This is a genomic window from Pseudomonas sp. MF6747, from assembly GCF_963890955.1.
Lineage (GTDB): Bacteria > Pseudomonadota > Gammaproteobacteria > Pseudomonadales > Pseudomonadaceae > Aquipseudomonas.
Genome location: NZ_CAWPSZ010000053.1, coordinates 229219 through 246345 on the forward strand (window position 1 = coordinate 229219; position 17127 = coordinate 246345).

A 17127-nucleotide genomic window follows, 5' to 3' on the forward strand; every position below is an offset into this window, starting at 1 on the left:
TCGTTTTTTTTTGCCTGCCGATGTTAGCCCTTCATCAACTGCGCCAGCAGCTCGTAGGAATGAATCCGGTCGGCATGCTCGTACAGGTCGCAGGTAAAGATCAGCTCATCGGCACCGGTCTGCTCAACCAGCACGTCCAGTTTCGCGCGGATCTTCGCCGGGCTGCCGACCATTGCCAGGCCGAGGAAGCTGCCAACCGCGTCTTTTTCATGGGGCAGCCACAGGCCGTCCATGGTCTTGACCGGCGGACGTTGCACCAGGCTTTGCCCGCGCATCAGCGCGAGGATGCGCTGGTACACCGAGGTGGCCAGGTAATCGGCCTGCTCGTCGGTATCGGCGGCCACCAGCGGGATGCCCAGCATCACGTAGGGCTTGTCCAATACGGCTGAAGGCTTGAAGTGATTGCGGTACACGCGAATAGCTTCATGCATCAGGCGTGGTGCGAAATGCGAGGCGAACGCGTAGGGCAAACCGCGCTCACCGGCCAATTGCGCGCTGAACAAACTGGAGCCGAGCAACCACACGGGCACGTTGGTTCCGGTGCCCGGCACGGCAATAACCCGTTGATCCGGCGTGCGAGGGCCCAGGTAAGCCATCAGCTCGGCCACATCATCAGGGAAGTCGTCGGCGCTGCCCGAGCGTTCGCGGCGCAGGGCGCGGGCGGTCATCTGATCAGAACCCGGCGCGCGGCCCAGGCCCAGGTCGATCCGGCCCGGATACAGGCTTTCCAGGGTGCCGAACTGCTCAGCGATCACCAACGGTGCATGGTTGGGCAGCATTACGCCGCCGGAGCCGACACGGATGGTCGAGGTGCCACCGGCCAGGTAGCCGAGCAATACCGAGGTGGCAGAGCTGGCGATGCCATCCATGTTGTGGTGTTCGGCGACCCAGAAACGGTTGTAGCCAAACTTTTCCACGTGCTGGGCCAGGTCCAGGGAATTGCGCAACGACTGCGCCGGGCTGCCGTTGGCGCGCACGGGCACCAGGTCCAGGGTCGAGAATTTCACGTCGGACAGCGATTTCATAAGCCTGCTTCTCCAATAGGTGCGCAGGCTTATAGACGAACCAAAACCTGCCGCTTCATGTGCATGTTCTATGCAATGAGGGCATATACCCGAGATTCAATAGCAGGTGGGGAAATTTCCTACTGGAATGCTAGGTTTCTCCGACAAGATGAACTTTGCCAGAGCTTCTATCCTCAGAACCTTACTGAAGCAAAACCACCGTTCGAGGAGACCGCTATGAGTATCGTTAAAAAAGCATCCGCGCATTGGGAAGGTGATCTGAAGACAGGCCTGGGTTCCATTTCCACTGAAACCGGCGTACTGCGCGAAGCGCCCTACGGCTTCAAGGCCCGTTTCGAAGGCGGCAAGGGCACAAACCCTGAGGAACTGATTGGTGCGGCGCACGCCGGCTGCTTCTCCATGGCGTTTTCGATGATTCTGGGCGACGCCGGCCTCAAGGCTGACAGCATCGACACCCAGGCCGAAGTGACGCTGGACCAGGTCGACGGTGGCTTTGCGATTACTGCCGTGCATTTGGTATTGAAAGCCAAGATCCCGGGCGCAAGCCAGGCGCAGTTCGACGAACTGAGCAAGAAGGCGAAGGAAGGCTGCCCGGTGTCCAAGGTGCTGAATGCCAAGATCAGCCTGGATGCCACGCTCGTCAGCTAATGCGGTCTGCGTAGCAGCGTAGATCCAGTGTGGGAGTGGGTGTGTGTAAGAACCGCGCTTGCCCGCGATAGGTACACCTCAGTTTTGCAGTTGCACCGAGGCGCTGCCATCGCAGGCAAGCCAGTTTCACACACGCCCACTCCCACATTTAGTTCTGCTTTAAATCAGAACTCGTGTTTCCCCTATGTGGTCCTATAGCCTATGCAGCTAGGTGCACACTCGTGCGCATGCATTCAGGGAGCTTCACACATGAAACGTTTTGCCTTGGCGATCATCTGCGGTGTTTTGGCCACTTCGGCCGTGGCCGCTCCAAAAGATTGTGAAGAGCTTAGAAAAGAGATCGAGGTCAAGATCCAGGCTAACGCCGTGCCGTCCTACACCTTGGAAATCGTCAGCAAGGAAGAAGCAGACAAGCATGACAGCGCCATGGTCGTCGGCAGCTGTGAAAACGGCACCAAAGCCATCGTTTATCAGAAGAACAACGACTGATCAGATGCAGTTCACGCTGCGTTCCTGCGCCAGCAACTGACGCGCTGAGTTATACAGCCGAATGTTGGGCGTGAAGGCCAGCGAGCGCCCTTCCAGCACATAGCGCTGGCCTGCCTGGAAATTGTCGTACTGCAGGGTCATGAAACAGGTGCGGTCGTGCGTCTGGTCCAGCCCGCCAAAGCCTGTACCCGTGTTCACTTCGAAATCAAAGCGCACCATCAGCTCGTGGCTGCCGGGTGGCACTTGGAAAAAACGCCCGTCATTCAGATTCTTGCCGTCCAGGCGCTGGGCCATCACCAGTTTGGCGCCGGGTGTCGGGGTGGCGAAGTCGACCCAGGCTTGGTGCGGATCCACCGGAGGAATCGGCGTAGAAGCACAGGCGCTGAGAAACAGGACGGTGACAGGTAACAGGAGCTGGCGCATGGCAGGCACTCAACGGTAGGAAGGAATTGAGCCCGGCACCGATGGCAGCAGACTCCTCTTGAGTATAAACACGCTACGCCATGGAAAAATTCCGTGCAGGCAGGATAGGCTGGCGAGCAAATTACCCAGGAGCAGTCGGAGCATGTTGAGGCGTTTTCTTCCAGGGTTGATGGCGGTGCTGCTCAGCGGCTGCTCGAGTGTCAGTTATTACAGCCAGCTCGCCAGCGGCCAATGGCAATTGCTGCGAGCCCGTGAGCCGGTTGCCGAGGTGATTGCCGACCCTTCTCGCCCACAGGTATTGCGTGAGCACTTGGTGCAGTCGCAAAAAGCCCGCACGTTCGCCAGTGAGCACCTGCACTTGCCCGACAACCAGAGTTACAGGTTGTACGCGGACATTGGCCGGCCTTACGTAGTCTGGAATGTATTCGCCACGACGGAATTTTCCCTCTCTCCCGAAACCCATTGCTTCCCGATTGCCGGATGCGTCGCCTATCGCGGTTATTACAACCAGGGCGCGGCGCGCGGTGAGGCGGCGTTGCTGCAGCAACGAGGCATGGACGTGTCGATTGGTGGCGTCGAGGCTTATTCCACCTTGGGCTGGTTCAACGACCCGATCATGAATTCGATGATGAACTGGGGCGATGAGCGTCTGGCCACACTGATTTTTCATGAGCTGGCGCACCAGCGTTTTTATGTGAAGGACGACACCGAGTTCAACGAGTCGTATGCCAACTTCGTCGAGCAGGAAGGCACGCGTCAGTGGCGTGCGGCGCGGGGTTTGGCGCCTCTGAGCGATGCAGCGTTGCAGCAGCGTGATCAATTTATCCGATTGGTGCTGGATACCCGTAAACGCCTCGAAAAGCTCTACGCACAGCCCTTGGCAGTTGATGTGATGCGACAGGCCAAGGCGGCGGAGTTCGAGCGTTTGCGCAGCGATTACCGGCAAATGCGCGATAGCCAGTGGGGAGGTGATAAACGTTACGACATGTGGATCAACCAACCGATGAACAACGCGCGGTTGCTGCCGTTTGGGCTGTATGACCAATGGGTGCCGGCGTTTGCGGCGTTGTTTGCGCAGGAAGGCGGGGACTGGGTGAAGTTCTATGCAGCGGTGGAGAAGCTGGGTGGGTTGCCGGTGGAGCAGCGGAAGGCGGCGTTGCGGCAGTTGGTGGGCGGTGGCCACTAGGGCCTCTTCGCGAGCAAGCCCGCGCCCACATTCGACCGCATGCTCATGTTGAAACTCGGTCAGTGTGGGCGCGGGCTTGCTCGCGAAAGCGGTATCAAGCGCGCTGCAAAAACGCCTGATGCATCTCATCCAGCGTCTCAAAATGCCAAGTCGGCGCCTCAGCGCTCAACTCTTCAAAACTGCCAAACCCATACCCCACCGCCGCCGAGTCAAGCCCATTGCTGCGCGCGCCGATCAGGTCATGCTTGCGATCCCCGATCATCAACGTGGTCGCCGGGTCCAGGCCCTCTTCATTCATCAAATGCGCAATCAACTCAACTTTGTTGGTGCGCGTGCCGTCCAGCTCGCTGCCGTAGATCACCTTGAAGTGCTTGGCAAAATCGAAGTGCCGGGCAATCTCGCGGGCGAATACCCAAGGCTTGGATGTGGCCACATACAGCTGGCGGCCCTGGCCATTGAGCGCTTCGAGCAGCGGCATCACGCCGTCGAACACGCGGTTTTCATACAGCCCGGTAACCTTGAAGCGCTCGCGATAGAAATTCACCGCCTCCCACGCCTTGGCCTCGTCAAAACCGTAGAACTGCATGAAGGCTTGCAGCAACGGCGGGCCGATGAAGTGTTCCAGCTGGGTCAGGTCCGGTTCGTCAATGCCGAGTTTGGCGAGGGCGTACTGGATCGAACGGGTGATGCCCTCACGCGGGTCGGTCAGGGTGCCATCCAGGTCGAACAGGACGGTTTGGTAACGCTGGGTCATTGATCAAATCCTTCAGCCAGGTGCAGGTCTTTGAGCTTCACGTAGTTCGCCGCGCTGTAGGTGAAAAAGGCGCGTTCCTTGTCAGTCAGCGCGCGGACTTGTTTAACCGGACTGCCCACGTACAAAAAACCGCTGTCGAGCTTCTTGCCCGGCGGCACCAGGCTGCCGGCGCCGATGATCACGTCGTCCTCCACTACGGCGCCGTCCATCACGATGCTGCCCATGCCGATCAGGATGCGGTTGCCCACCGTGCAGCCATGCAGCATGACCTTGTGGGCGATGGTTACGTCATCGCCGATCAGCAGCGGGAAGCCGTCCGGGTTGAATGGCCCGGCATGAGTGATGTGCAACACGCAGCCGTCCTGCACGCTGGTGCGCGCACCGATACGGATGCGGTGCATGTCGCCGCGAATCACCGTCAGCGGCCAAACCGAGCTGTCGGCGCCGATTTCGACATCGCCGATCACCACCGCCGAAATATCGACAAAAGCCCCGGCGCCCAGGGTTGGCGTGTGGTTCTGATAGGTGCGAAGGGTCACGATAGCCTCTCTCTCTTCTGCTGATAGCTGCGGTGGGTGTTGATTGTAATTAAGATGGCCCCATCTTTGTTCTTACATGTTTCTTCAGCCAAGGTGCCCACCGTGAGCGCGAACAACCCTCTTCTGCAGTCCTACGACCTGCCGCCGTTCTCGGCGATCCGTGCCGAGCACGTGCAACCGGCCATCGAACAGATCCTCGCCGACAACCGTGTTGCCATCGAAGGCATCCTGCAAAGCCAGGGTAAACATCCGACATGGGCTGGCCTGGTGCTGGCAATGGACGAATTGAATGACCGCCTGGGCGCCGCCTGGAGCCCGGTCAGCCACCTCAATGCCGTGTGCAACAGCGCCGAATTGCGTGAAGCCTACGAGGCTTGCCTGCCGGCATTGAGCGCCTACTCCACCGAGATGGGCCAGAACCGCGCACTGTTCCAGGCCTTCGAAGCCTTGGCCAACAGCCCCGAGGCTGCCGATTTTGACGTGGCGCAAAAAACTATCCTTGAGCACTCGCTGCGCGACTTCCGCCTGTCGGGTATCGATTTGCCGCCTGAGCAGCAAAAGCGCTACGCCGAAGTGCAAAGCAAGCTGTCCGAGCTGGGCAGCAAATTTTCCAACCAACTGTTGGATGCCACCCAGGCCTGGACCAAGCACGTCACCGATGAAGCCACCCTCGCCGGCCTGACCGATTCGGCCAAGGCGCAAATGGCCGCCGCCGCCCAGGCCAAAGGCCTCGATGGCTGGCTGATCACCCTGGAATTCCCCAGCTACTACGCGGTAATGACCTACGCCCACGACCGCGCCCTGCGCGAAGAGGTTTACGCGGCCTACTGCACCCGCGCGTCGGACCAAGGCCCGAATGCCGGTAAGAATGATAACGGCCCGGTGATGGAACAGATCCTCGACCTGCGTCAGGAGCTGGCCCAACTGCTGGGCTATGCGTCGTTCTCCGAGCTGAGCCTGGCGACCAAAATGGCCGAGTCCAGCGACCAGGTGCTGAGCTTCCTGCGCGACCTGGCCAAGCGCAGCAAGCCGTTTGCCGCCCAGGACCTGCAACAGCTCAAGGCGTATGCCGCCGAACAAGGCTGTGCCGATCTGCAAAGCTGGGACAGTGGTTTCTACGGCGAAAAGCTCCGCGAGCAGCGCTACAGCGTGTCCCAGGAAGCCCTGCGCGCCTACTTCCCGATCGACAAAGTGTTGGGCGGCCTGTTTGCCATCGTTCAGCGCCTGTACGGCATCGAGATTGCCGAGCAAAAAGGTTTCGACACCTGGCATCCGGACGTTCGCCTGTTCGAAATCAAGGAAAATGGCCAGCACGTCGGCCGCTTTTTCTTCGACCTGTACGCCCGCGCCAACAAGCGTGGCGGCGCCTGGATGGACGGCGCGCGTGACCGTCGCCGCACGGTTGACGGCGTGCTGCAAAGCCCGGTGGCTAACCTGGTGTGCAACTTCACCCCGGCCGACAGCGGCAAGCCTGCCCTGCTGACCCACGATGAAGTGACCACGCTGTTCCACGAATTCGGCCACGGCCTGCATCACCTGCTGACCCGTGTCGAACACGCCGGCGTTTCCGGCATCAACGGCGTGGCCTGGGATGCGGTGGAATTGCCGAGCCAGTTCATGGAGAACTGGTGCTGGGAGCCGGAAGGCCTGGCGCTGATCTCCGGTCATTATGAAACCGGCGAGCCGCTGCCCCAGGACCTGCTGGAAAAAATGCTCGCGGCGAAGAACTTCCAGTCCGGCCTGATGATGGTGCGCCAGCTCGAATTCTCGCTGTTCGACTTCGAGCTGCATGCCACCCACGGCGATGGCCGCAGCGTTGCGCAGGTGCTTGAAGGCGTGCGCGATGAGGTCTCGGTCATGCGTCCACCGGCGTACAACCGCTTCCCTAACAGCTTCGCGCATATCTTTGCCGGCGGTTACGCGGCGGGTTACTACAGCTACAAGTGGGCGGAAGTACTGTCGGCGGATGCCTTCTCCAAGTTTGAAGAAGACGGTGTGCTGAACGCCGAGACCGGCCGCGCCTTCCGCGAAGCCATTCTGGCGCGCGGCGGTTCGCAGGCACCGATGGTGCTGTTCGTCGACTTCCGCGGACGTGCGCCGTCGATTGACGCACTCTTGCGCCACAGCGGCCTGAGTGAGGACGCGGCAGCATGAGCGAAGGGCCTGTGATTACCAAAAAGCAATTTATCGCCGGGGCGGTCTGCCCGGCGTGCAGTGAGCCAGACAAGTTGAAGATGTGGACCGAAGACAACGTGCCGCACCGCGAATGTGTAGCCTGCGGTTATACCGACACGTTGAATGACCAAGGTCTGTCGGTGCCCAAGGAATTGGGCACGCGGGTGAATACATCGGCATTGAAAGCGCCGGACCCGAAGGTGCAGGCCGTGCAGTTTTTTCCCAATCCTAAGCTGAAAAAAGACTGACGCCCATCAGGGTGTCAGCACCAGTTCAGCGTCTTTTTTGGTGTCGACACGGCTGCTATTGGCCGTGTTGAGCCAACTGTTCATCGAGCACAGGGCAAACGCACTGGTGCTGCAATCGCCATTCGCCAAGGCCGTACGCAACTTGTCGACATCGGCTTTCATCATGTAGCGAACACTGTCCCTGAAACCGTTGCTGGTACCAAAACCGCCCAGGGTCATTTCGTTCAGCGCATCTTCCTTGCTCCAGCCCTGGATCACCACGCGGTACATCGCCGCCATCAGACCTGTGCGGTCCGAGCCGTGTTTGCAGTGCATCAGCACCGGGCCTTTGGTTTCTGCATCCTGGATGGCCCTTAATGCCGCGAGCACGTCCGAATCGTCGACGTGATTGGTGCGATAAGTCAGCTGCACCTGTTTGATATCAGATGTCTTTAGCCACGTCGCATCAGATTCCGGCAGAAAGTTGATCACCGTGGCGATCTTCAGATTTTCCAATACGGGAAGCGCATTGCTGTTGGGCAGCGCGCTGCGATACAGCGTGGGCGTCATTTGGTGCAGATTGAACTGGTCGCCCACAGGCTGGGCCCACTCCGGTGAGCGTAGGGAGGAGGCGCCGTCAGCCCGGGCGTGCGCGGTGGCGAACAAGGCCAGGAACGCCATGCCGAGGGCAGGCAGCAATCGAGTCTCGAACATGTGCGTTGTAACCGAATAGGGAAATGGCTGATGGGCCAAAGATTCGCCTACGCGGGGTCAATGCGGCGTGAGGTACTCGTCAAAGAATCGTGAAGGCCGATCTGATCTGCTGTTTTTCTCGCTGAACGGATTCTTCTCAATTCTTGCCTGCTATCATTTGTAACTATTGTTTGCCACTGTGTTCTATCCTTTTGGATCCCATTTCCTGGCAAGCCTTCACGCTGCTCCCAGAAGCGGCTGATAAACCCGTGACCACATGATGAGGTGCACCCATGTCTGATCAAGATCAAGACAACCCCCGGCGTGATTTTTTGCGCAAATCCTTGACCTTGATCCCGGTGGTCACGGTTGCCAGCACCGGCTTTGGTGGTTCGATGCTGATGGCTACGCCGGAACCGGTGCAGGCTGCCGAGGCTAAACCGCCGGTCAGCGACAAAGCCTACGAACCCGGCTACTTCACCGCCGAAGAGTGGGCGTTTCTCAACGCCGCGGTCGCGCGTTTGATTCCCGCTGATGCCCAAGGCCCTGGCGCCCTGGAGGCCGGTGCGCCGGAATACATCGACCGCCAGATGAATACGCCTTACGCCGCGGGCGCGCTGTGGTTCATGCAGGGCCCGTTCAACGCCGATGCGGCCCCGGAGATGGGCTGGCAGAGCAAGCTGGTGCCCAAGGATATTTATCGCCTGGGCATTGCCGCGACGGATGCGTGGTCGAAGGCGTTCAACGGCAAGGCTTTTGCTGCGCAAGACAGCGCTACCCAAGACGATATGCTGCGCCGCCTTGAAGCAGGCGGCAGCGAAGTGACTGCGCACTTTGAGACAGTGCCGGCAAAGATGTTTTTCAACTTGCTGCTGCAAAACACCAAGGAAGGGTTCTTCTGCGACCCGATCCACGGCGGCAACAAAGGCATGGTTGGCTGGACCATGATCGGCTTCCCCGGCGCCCGCGCCGACTTTATGGACTGGGTTGAACGCAACGAGCAATACCCCTTCCCGGCTGTTTCCATTCGCGGCGAGAGGGCATAAACGTGGCGACCATCATGAAGAAAGTGGATGCGGTGATCGTGGGCTTCGGCTGGACTGGCGCGATCATGGCCAAGGAACTCACGGAAGCTGGCCTCAACGTGGTAGCGCTGGAGCGCGGCCCGATGCAGGACACCTACCCGGACGGCAACTATCCGCAGGTCATCGACGAATTGACCTACAGCGTGCGTAAAAAACTCTTCCAGGACATCTCCAAAGAAACGGTGACCATTCGCCATAGCGTGAATGACGTCGCCCTGCCCAACCGCCAGCTGGGTGCGTTTCTGCCGGGCAATGGCGTGGGCGGCGCGGGCCTGCACTGGTCGGGCGTGCACTTTCGTGTCGACCCTATCGAGTTGCGCATGCGCAGCCACTACGAAGAGCGCTACGGCAAAAACTTCATTCCCAAGGACATGACCATCCAGGACTTCGGCGTCAGCTACGAAGAGCTGGAACCGTTTTTCGACTACGCGGAAAAAGTCTTCGGCACCTCCGGCCAGGCCTGGACCGTAAAAGGTCAGGTGGTGGGCGAAGGCCGTGGTGGCAACCCGTATGCGCCGGATCGCTCCAACCCGTTCCCGTTGGAGTCGCAGAAAAACACCGTCTCCGCACAGCTGTTTCAGAAAGCGGCCGCCGAGGTTGGTTACAAACCCTACAACCTGCCGTCTGCCAATACGTCGGGGCCGTACACCAACCCCTACGGCGCACAGATGGGCCCGTGCAACTTCTGCGGTTTCTGCAGCGGCTACGTGTGCTACATGTACTCCAAGGCTTCGCCGAATGTGAACATCCTGCCGGCGCTGCGTCAGGTACCGAACTTTGAGCTGCGGGCCAATTCCCACGTGCTCAAGGTCAACCTCGACAGCACCAAGAGCAAGGCCACCGGCGTGACCTATATCGACGCCCAGGGGCGCGAATGCGAGCAGCCGGCTGACCTGGTGATCATCGGCTCTTTCCAGTTCAACAATGTGCGCCTCATGTTGCTCTCGGGTATCGGCAAACCCTACGACCCGATTACCAATGAGGGCGTGGTGGGCCGCAACTTCGCCTACCAGAACATGGGTACCATCAAAGCCTTCTTCGACAAGGACACCCACACCAATAACTTCATCGGTGCGGGCGGCAACGGCGTGGCCCTTGATGACTTCAACGCGGATAACTTCGACCACGGGCCACACGGTTTCGTCGGCGGTTCGCCGATGTGGGTCAACCAGGCGGGCAGCCGGCCGATTGCCGGTACGTCCAACCCACCCGGTACGCCGGCCTGGGGCAGTGCGTGGAAACGCGCCACCGCCGATTACTACACCCACCAGGTGTCGATGGACGCCCACGGCGCGCACCAATCCTACCGGGGCAACTACCTGGATCTGGACCCGGTGTACCGCGATGCCTACGGCCTCCCATTGCTGCGGATGACGTTTGACTGGCAGGAAAACGACATCAAGATGAACCGCTTCATGATGGAGAAAATGGGCAAGGTCGCCGAAGCGATGAACCCCAAGGCCATTGCTGTGCTCGGCAAAAAGGTCGGTGAGCACTTCAACACAGCGGCCTACCAGACCACTCACCTCAACGGTGGCGCGATCATGGGCACCGACCCGAAAACCAGTGCGTTGAACCGCTACCTGCAGAGCTGGGACGTACACAACGTGTTTGTCCCAGGCGCGTCAGCTTTCCCACAGGGCTTGGGCTACAACCCTACCGGCCTGGTGGCGGCACTGACCTATTGGTCGGCGCGGGCGATCCGCGAGCAGTACCTGAAAAACCCCGGCCCACTGGTTCAGGCATAAGGAGCGATGACCATGAAAGCACTTGTTATCGCCTCCCTGGCCCTCTTGAGCAGCTGTTCGGTAAGCGCCGCTGAAACCGACCTGGTCAAGCAGGGCGAATACCTGGCCCGCGCCGGTGACTGCGTGGCCTGCCACACCGCCAAGGGTGGCAAACCCTTTGCCGGCGGGCTGCCGATGGAAACTCCGATCGGCGTGATCTACTCCACCAACATCACCCCGGACAAGACCGGCCTGGGCGACTACAGCTTCGAAGATTTCGACAAGGCCGTGCGCCATGGCGTCGCCAAGAACGGTAGTACGCTTTACCCGGCGATGCCCTATCCGTCTTACGCGCGTGTCAGCGACAGCGACATGCAGGCGTTGTATGCCTACTTCATGAAGGGTGTGGAGCCGGTCGCCCAAGAGAACAAGGACAGCGATATTCCCTGGCCCTTGAGCATGCGCTGGCCGTTGGCGGCCTGGCGCTGGATGTTTGCGCCGGCCGTTGAGGAGCATCCGGCACAGCCGGCCGCCGATCCGGTGGTCAGCCGGGGCGCGTATCTGGTTGAAGGCTTGGGGCACTGCGGTGCCTGCCATACGCCGCGCGCCCTGACCATGCAGGAAAAAGCCCTCAGCGCCACTGACGGCAACGCCTTCCTGTCCGGCAGCGCGCCGTTGGAAGGCTGGATCGCGAAGAGCCTGCGTGGCGATCACAAGGACGGGCTCGGCAGCTGGAGCGAAGAGCAACTGGTGCAATTCCTCAAGACCGGCCGCAGTGATCGCAGTGCCGTGTTTGGCGGCATGAGCGATGTGGTGGTGCACAGCATGCAGTACATGTCGCAGGACGACCTGACCGCTATCGCCCGCTACCTCAAAAGCCTGCCGGCGGTGGATCCCAAGGATCAGCCGCATCAGTACGACAAACAGGTCGCCGAGGCGTTGTGGAAAGGTGACGACAGCAAGCCGGGCGCGTCGGTGTACATCGACAACTGCGCGGCGTGCCACCGTACCGATGGCCATGGCTATACGCGGGTGTTCCCGGCGCTGGCGGGTAACCCGGTGTTGCAGACAGCGGATGCCACGTCGCTGATCAACATTGTGTTGAACGGCGGTACCTTGCCGGCTACGCACACGGCGCCTTCGACGTTCACCATGCCGGCGTTTGCCTGGCGGTTGTCGGACCAGGAAGTGGCGGATGTAGTCAGTTTCGTCCGCGGCAGCTGGGGTAACAAAGGCGCGCCAGTAAAAGCCAGCGACGTGGCGGACCTGCGCAAGAGCGATATGCGCACCACCTCGGGCGATGACCTGGGGCAAGTGACGCAAAAGCACTGACCGCCAGACGGCACTGGTCATAACCATCACGCCCCTTTACTGTATATAAAAACAGTATTGGGGCGTTTTCATGTCTACACCTTTACCGCCCCGTGGCCGGGGCACGGCCACCAACCTGCACAATCGCTTTGCGCCTACCGTCAGTGTGGCCGAGGATGACGGCTGGTTTCAGGAAGTGCCGCCCACCCAAGGCACCGAAGTGCGCATCGAAACGGCCAAAAGCATCATCACCCGCAATAACTCGCCGGACCTGCCGTTCGATCGCTCGATCAACCCCTATCGCGGCTGCGAGCACGGTTGTATCTACTATGCGATAAGACACTGCGCAGTGGTTAGGTCAGTTTGACTGTCAGACGCCGCCTAGGCGTCATTTTGAGACGGTCAATGGTGACGGCTAACTCAACCGTTGAAGCACCGTCAGGTGCTAGCAAAATGGCTTTAAACCAATTTCCCCCTTGGGGGTTAGGGGGTAAATCAAACCATCAAAGTAATTTCAATATTGAGAACAACGCAGAAACTCACTGTGTGAGCTTCACGAAATCAACGCAAGAAAGTAGAGCCGAATGGCTCATTAATTCCGTATAGGCAATATTTAGCTTTGGACATATATGACCAAATCAATATGTTATAATGTAATAAACAACCGAGAGAAAAATGGAATATGCAGAAAGGAAAAAATTGCTGGGTGGAATAGGTGGAAAAATTTCTGGACTAAAAAGACGATGGAGGCAATCAGCGATAATTAATTTTATTCAATATCTTGAAATGCAAGAGGTGTATAATTTTTCGCAGACGCTTGCACAGCGTTTAGCGTTTAGCATTTGCTTTTTGCGGGAAAACTATAAATAGCAAAGTTTTGGTTCTTAACTTTAAATCTCATAGAAATGCTTCAAACAAATTTGACGTGTCAAGTATAGTCAAGGATTTGCATGAAAAGTTTGCAGATGAGTTTGAAGAGTATTGGAAAAGCTCAGAAGAATCTTTGTTATACGCAGTAAAAGAAGAGACTGAAAAACTAAAAGGCTTAAATCATATATGACCAAAGCCAAATATTGCGATATATGACAGAAGTAATGAGCCATTCGGCTCATTATCATTCTCTGTACACAAGCATATAATCTTTTAACTCACTACGAACAAACTCAGTTTCATAAGTGATTTTAAAATTATCTCTGTATAAACCCTCAGTTCCTTTGGTCAAATCCCCAGTCATTGTGGTTTTGTAGCAAGTCTTATCATACGAGTTAAATGCATACTCAACAGATATTGCACTTGTCGAACCATATTTTTCCCAGGACTTGGCATTACAATCTTTATATGCTTGTGCATACGCTGCTTTAATTTCTTCTGCTTCTTTTTTCAACCGTGCAACTCTATCTGCTTCTTCTATCTTTTTTTGTAGCGACTCTTCCCGAGTCATTACAATAGCTTGTCCAGTGCTATCAAACTTTAAACGATTCGTGAATGGAGGCATAAAAGGGTATTTCACATTAATCATGAATAATACAATTACTAACACAGCAACAATTGAACCTTCTCCACTTCTCATTATGCACCTTCTTCGTTCTCATCTTCATCTTCAAAATCCTCATCACGTTCTTGATATGCGTAGCAGTTGATAAAAGCTGATTCAATGAGGGTTTCAATAGTGTATTTCAAACTTTTCGTTTCTAAAATTTTAGCCAAATATTCAAGCTGTAATTTTTGTTTAGAGGCAAGTCTCAAAATATAATAATCATAGTCAATTTGACATTCATTACTCTTACTCATTCCGCATCACCATCTTCATATTCTTCTAAATCATCAAACGGTGATGGACCATCAAAATTAATTTCTTCAAGATTTTTTATTTCGGCTAATAGTGCATCACTCGTAATGCCTCTAAGATTCGCTTCTAATAGGATGGCTTCTGGGTCATCAACCAGTTCAGTTTTTACTGTTCTTTTAGCTTGTTTAGACCCTGAATATTCTATTGTCATTTTTAATTTCTTGTACTTAGCTCTATCTTTATAAACTTCTACCCATGGACCTTTACCAAACAATTCAGGATTTACCATGTAGCAGCCTCTGTCTTTTTGTCTGATAATGTCAGATTTTTTTAAGATGAGAAGAGTGTTGTCAAATGTTCCGATAGAAGTATTCAGAAAGGCGCAAATACGTTTTTTTACAGCTGCGTTAAGGATTATCTCACCGCCATAGTTTGTGATTTTTAATAGCTCATTCAGAACTGAATGGTTTGAAGAGTTGAGCTTATATATTGCTTGTATACCATCTAAGTATAACTTTACAAAAGCAGGCTCAGAAGATACTGAAAAAGCAGTCACTTCCTCTTGTTTTGTTAATTCCCCGGTTACACTGTCGTAGGTTTCTTTGATACTGTGTTTAAGGATTTTCTTGGTTTTATTAGGTTGGTTCATTGTAGTTTTATGTTGTTATATATCTATTATACATAATCCTCACTAAAGTCAATGAGGAAACTACATTTATTTTCTAATTATTTTTGATGAGGAAAAATCCTCATCTGGTAGATGAGAAAACCACATCTGCCAGATGAGGAAATCTAACTCATAGAGTGAGGAAAAACGGCTGTAAGCCACGTAACCCGTGATGTCTCCTTTCTATTATATTTACATCGAGGTTTTAATGCCCCCCTAACCCCCAAGGGGGAATTGGTTTAAAGCCATTTCAGCTAAAAGCAAAAGCATCAATCAAGGTTCAATGATGGACCATTTTTGTCATTACGAGGTTTGCTTTTTGGTGCAGAAGGTTTGTAGTGCAGTTCCCACTCGTTCTTGTCAGATTTTTTCGCTGGTGCAGATTTAGTTACAATTGGCTGGAAAATAGTCTCTGTTGGTCTTTGTTTTAATTCGGCTTTTGAAACTTGCTTAACTCTGGTTTCAAATTGCCTATTTTCAGGTTTGTAAATACCATCTATTGAATTAAACAATTCAAGTGATGCTGAGCTTTTGTCAGAGATGATTTTTTTAACTCTGTCATCAAACTCTTGTTCATCAAGAAGATCTCGCTTATAAAAGATTTTCCCAAGTAAACCTGTTTTGATTTTATCGTATAGAGGCAATATTCCTAAAATCTGAGTGTACAGTGTTCTCATATCTTTGAATAAAGTTTGGATGTATTTTTCACCCATATTGCGTAAGTTTTCTTCTTGTGTAGCCGCTTCTTCTTTAAGAGATTCATTTTTGACTGTTAAAGCTTTATTCTCTACCGTAAGTTTCTTTATGTCCTTATCTAAATCATTCTTAGTTTTGGTTTTTGTCTTAATCGTTTCATCTAACTCGGTGATTTTATTTTCTACATTGGTTTGATTTTTGGTTAGTATAGATATGTTGTTTGATACTATGCCCTTGCTCTTATTTAGCTCATCTATCTGTTCTTTTCTTTTGGTAATTATTTCATTGGCACGTTCCTTCGTGTTTTGAAAGTTTTCTTTAAGTTCATTTATTTTTAAGTCTTGGTCTTCAACCTGGCTAAGCAGAAAATTCAAGCGCCTTTCGCTTTTAGGAAGTTTGGATTGTTCATTCATAAACTCATAGACTTTCTTATTATCATCATTCTTTTTGTTAAATACAGCTACAAATCCCATTTCTGCATTTAATGAAAGTTTATTGAAATGTTTATAGAAGTATTTTTGGAGAGTTACTCCGCGCCATTTGTTGGTGCTGTTAAGAAATAGCTTATTTTGCTGTGTGGCGGTTCTGCGTGGATGAGCAAAATCCCCAAGAACGGGTTGTGAATTCTGATTCAAACGGTGGTTTAATTCTGCCAATGATTGTTCTTGCTTTACAAAATCATAGGCATTTGTTTTAGAGTTTTTGAGATTTACGAATAAATGGCAGTGGTTGGTTGTTTCATCGCTATGACTAAAACCGGCGATAATATTATTGTCAGGAAAATTATCTTTAAAGTAAGAAATAGCGGTTTGTAATAGAAAGTCGCTTGTCTTTTCATCTACTGATATACGGTTGGGTTTGGGTATGACAAGAATCACTTCTTTGACAAAGTTAGTGTCTACCTTTAATTTTTTTGATTTGGCTGGATTGTATTTTTCACTCAATTCGCAGTAGCTTTTTATGCAATTTAGCTTTTCACTGATTCGTTTTATTTTATGAGATTCAAGTAATTTTTGGTAATTAATTTCATTGAATGATGATGGCTCTTCAATCACACCTAATACATAGTTGCTAATTTCATCTTCTGATTTACCAGCAAATTCTACAAGCTTGTGCTTGAAACCTTTAAGACGTTTCCCATCAGTTTTTTCAAAATCTGTCTTAGTGTTTAGTTTAATTTCTTTATCAATTTGCGAAATTATTGACTCAAATATCGGGCGATAATTTTCTCTTGGATTGAAATTTTTTAGTTCATTATTGATAAAAATTTTGTTGTTTATTGATAGGTCTTCGTTATAAACGAGATTGTCAAAATCCTTTTGTCTGATTCTAAATGAGTGTTCAAGGCTTGATGATAATCCTTCAATGTTAGAATAATTTATGTCTCTTTTTAATATTGATATTTGTTTCATTATCTCCTCTGTGAGTTTTGTTTTTGTTTTTATAAGCGGAAAAGTTAAAGTGAGAACGTAACTTTTTAAGCGAATTTCTTTTGATTTTGCCTCTGCTTCCGGCAGGACCTGCGTATATGGTTACTGGTTCAAACGAGCGAAGCGAAGTTTGAAACTGTAACCATATACATAGCAGGTAATATAAGGTTCCATTTTCTCCGAAAATTCCACTATATAAATGTTATACCATATCCAGAAGAGGTTTTATTACGATAGCTTGTTTGTGCTGACTTGTTTTCGTA

The 17127-nt window shown here is 53.3% G+C and carries 17 protein-coding genes and 1 pseudogene; 9 read left to right on the top strand and 9 right to left on the bottom strand.

The features are described 5' to 3' along the window. Positions 1-23: 23 nt before the first annotated feature. Positions 24-1025 carry an LLM class flavin-dependent oxidoreductase gene (locus AACW30_RS31045; protein ID WP_106576004.1) on the bottom strand — a complete coding sequence of 334 codons (1002 nt, stop codon included), beginning with the start codon at positions 1023-1025 and terminating at the stop codon, positions 24-26. Between the two features lie 216 nt (positions 1026-1241). Here AACW30_RS31045 and AACW30_RS31050 point away from each other — a divergent pair, with 216 nt between their 5' ends. Then, on the top strand, positions 1242-1673 hold the full coding sequence (locus AACW30_RS31050) for an OsmC family protein (RefSeq protein WP_027608131.1): 432 nt from the start codon (positions 1242-1244) through the stop codon (positions 1671-1673). Positions 1674-1922: 249 nt separating this feature from the next. Beyond that, positions 1923-2162 carry a DUF1161 domain-containing protein gene (locus tag AACW30_RS31055; RefSeq protein ID WP_010207769.1) on the top strand — a complete coding sequence of 80 codons (240 nt, stop codon included), beginning with the start codon at positions 1923-1925 and terminating at the stop codon, positions 2160-2162. On the opposite strand, the gene AACW30_RS31060 is transcribed toward AACW30_RS31055, so the two are convergent. Further along, a complete protein-coding gene (locus tag AACW30_RS31060; protein ID WP_106576005.1) occupies positions 2163-2585 on the bottom strand; it encodes a PA0061/PA0062 family lipoprotein in 423 nt (140 codons plus the stop codon). It lies immediately after the preceding gene. Positions 2586-2727: 142 nt separating this feature from the next. On the opposite strand from AACW30_RS31060, the gene AACW30_RS31065 reads away from it, so the two are divergent. Next, a complete protein-coding gene (locus AACW30_RS31065; protein WP_200624172.1) occupies positions 2728-3771 on the top strand; it encodes an aminopeptidase in 1044 nt (347 codons plus the stop codon). A gap of 94 nt (positions 3772-3865) precedes the next feature. Here AACW30_RS31065 and AACW30_RS31070 read toward each other — a convergent pair whose 3' ends face one another. Beyond that, entirely contained in the window at positions 3866-4525 is a 660-nt protein-coding gene (locus AACW30_RS31070; RefSeq protein WP_119741294.1) for an HAD family hydrolase, read from the bottom strand. Further along, positions 4522-5064, bottom strand: a complete 543-nt coding sequence (locus tag AACW30_RS31075; protein WP_106576008.1) for a gamma carbonic anhydrase family protein — start codon at positions 5062-5064, stop codon at positions 4522-4524. The genes AACW30_RS31070 and AACW30_RS31075 overlap by 4 nt, the downstream gene beginning before the upstream one ends. Before the next feature lie 54 nt (positions 5065-5118). Here AACW30_RS31075 and prlC point away from each other — a divergent pair, with 54 nt between their 5' ends. Both prlC and AACW30_RS31085 read left to right on the top strand, forming a co-directional pair. Beyond that, positions 5119-7218, top strand: a complete 2100-nt coding sequence (gene prlC / locus AACW30_RS31080) for an oligopeptidase A (RefSeq protein ID WP_200624173.1) — start codon at positions 5119-5121, stop codon at positions 7216-7218. Beyond that, complete coding sequence (locus AACW30_RS31085; RefSeq protein ID WP_065902760.1) at positions 7215-7487, top strand: YheV family putative zinc ribbon protein; 273 nt, start codon at positions 7215-7217, stop codon at positions 7485-7487. The genes prlC and AACW30_RS31085 overlap by 4 nt, the downstream gene beginning before the upstream one ends. Positions 7488-7493: 6 nt before the next feature. Here the strand turns inward: AACW30_RS31085 and AACW30_RS31090 are convergent, their stop codons facing one another. Beyond that, positions 7494-8180, bottom strand: coding sequence for a dual specificity protein phosphatase family protein (locus AACW30_RS31090; RefSeq protein ID WP_200624174.1), 687 nt, complete (start codon positions 8178-8180; stop codon positions 7494-7496). A gap of 272 nt (positions 8181-8452) precedes the next feature. Between AACW30_RS31090 and AACW30_RS31095 the strand changes: the two genes are divergently transcribed. From AACW30_RS31095 to AACW30_RS31110, 4 genes and pseudogenes are all read left to right on the top strand, one after another. Further along, on the top strand, positions 8453-9205 hold the full coding sequence (locus AACW30_RS31095) for a gluconate 2-dehydrogenase subunit 3 family protein (RefSeq protein ID WP_200624175.1): 753 nt from the start codon (positions 8453-8455) through the stop codon (positions 9203-9205). A 2-nt stretch (positions 9206-9207) separates the two neighbouring features. Continuing rightward, a complete protein-coding gene (locus AACW30_RS31100; RefSeq protein ID WP_106576012.1) occupies positions 9208-10992 on the top strand; it encodes a GMC family oxidoreductase in 1785 nt (594 codons plus the stop codon). A 12-nt stretch (positions 10993-11004) separates the two neighbouring features. Next, the gene (locus AACW30_RS31105) at positions 11005-12303 is read left to right on the top strand and encodes a cytochrome c (RefSeq protein WP_106576013.1); all 1299 of its coding nucleotides are present in this window, start codon (positions 11005-11007) and stop codon (positions 12301-12303) included. Positions 12304-12373: 70 nt separating this feature from the next. Beyond that, positions 12374-12610 (top strand): annotated as a pseudogene (locus tag AACW30_RS31110) (PA0069 family radical SAM protein); the annotation flags it as partial. 786 nt (positions 12611-13396) lie between these two features. Here AACW30_RS31110 and AACW30_RS31115 read toward each other — a convergent pair. From AACW30_RS31115 to AACW30_RS31130, 4 genes are all read right to left on the bottom strand, one after another. Next, the gene (locus tag AACW30_RS31115; RefSeq protein WP_200624177.1) at positions 13397-13852 is read right to left on the bottom strand and encodes a hypothetical protein; all 456 of its coding nucleotides are present in this window, start codon (positions 13850-13852) and stop codon (positions 13397-13399) included. Continuing rightward, complete coding sequence (locus AACW30_RS31120) at positions 13852-14073, bottom strand: hypothetical protein (protein WP_200624178.1); 222 nt, start codon at positions 14071-14073, stop codon at positions 13852-13854. The genes AACW30_RS31115 and AACW30_RS31120 overlap by 1 nt, the downstream gene beginning before the upstream one ends. Then, on the bottom strand, positions 14070-14720 hold the full coding sequence (locus AACW30_RS31125; protein ID WP_200624179.1) for a replication/maintenance protein RepL: 651 nt from the start codon (positions 14718-14720) through the stop codon (positions 14070-14072). Before AACW30_RS31125 ends, AACW30_RS31120 begins: the two co-directional genes overlap by 4 nt. Before the next feature lie 287 nt (positions 14721-15007). Continuing rightward, positions 15008-16846, bottom strand: a complete 1839-nt coding sequence (locus AACW30_RS31130) for a plasmid recombination protein (protein ID WP_200624180.1) — start codon at positions 16844-16846, stop codon at positions 15008-15010. Between the last annotated feature and the right edge of the window lie 281 nt (positions 16847-17127).

Coding starts and splice junctions, on each gene's coding strand:
- AACW30_RS31045 (WP_106576004.1), bottom strand. CDS start 1,025: ATGAAATCGCTGTCCGACGTGAAATTCTCGACCCTGGACCTGGTGCCC.
- AACW30_RS31050 (WP_027608131.1), top strand. CDS start 1,242: ATGAGTATCGTTAAAAAAGCATCCGCGCATTGGGAAGGTGATCTGAAG.
- AACW30_RS31055 (WP_010207769.1), top strand. CDS start 1,923: ATGAAACGTTTTGCCTTGGCGATCATCTGCGGTGTTTTGGCCACTTCG.
- AACW30_RS31060 (WP_106576005.1), bottom strand. CDS start 2,585: ATGCGCCAGCTCCTGTTACCTGTCACCGTCCTGTTTCTCAGCGCCTGT.
- AACW30_RS31065 (WP_200624172.1), top strand. CDS start 2,728: ATGTTGAGGCGTTTTCTTCCAGGGTTGATGGCGGTGCTGCTCAGCGGC.
- AACW30_RS31070 (WP_119741294.1), bottom strand. CDS start 4,525: ATGACCCAGCGTTACCAAACCGTCCTGTTCGACCTGGATGGCACCCTG.
- prlC (WP_200624173.1), top strand. CDS start 5,119: ATGGCCCCATCTTTGTTCTTACATGTTTCTTCAGCCAAGGTGCCCACC.
- AACW30_RS31085 (WP_065902760.1), top strand. CDS start 7,215: ATGAGCGAAGGGCCTGTGATTACCAAAAAGCAATTTATCGCCGGGGCG.
- AACW30_RS31090 (WP_200624174.1), bottom strand. CDS start 8,180: ATGTTCGAGACTCGATTGCTGCCTGCCCTCGGCATGGCGTTCCTGGCC.
- AACW30_RS31095 (WP_200624175.1), top strand. CDS start 8,453: ATGTCTGATCAAGATCAAGACAACCCCCGGCGTGATTTTTTGCGCAAA.
- AACW30_RS31105 (WP_106576013.1), top strand. CDS start 11,005: ATGAAAGCACTTGTTATCGCCTCCCTGGCCCTCTTGAGCAGCTGTTCG.
- AACW30_RS31115 (WP_200624177.1), bottom strand. CDS start 13,852: ATGAGAAGTGGAGAAGGTTCAATTGTTGCTGTGTTAGTAATTGTATTA.
- AACW30_RS31120 (WP_200624178.1), bottom strand. CDS start 14,073: ATGAGTAAGAGTAATGAATGTCAAATTGACTATGATTATTATATTTTG.
- AACW30_RS31125 (WP_200624179.1), bottom strand. CDS start 14,720: ATGAACCAACCTAATAAAACCAAGAAAATCCTTAAACACAGTATCAAA.
- AACW30_RS31130 (WP_200624180.1), bottom strand. CDS start 16,846: ATGAAACAAATATCAATATTAAAAAGAGACATAAATTATTCTAACATT.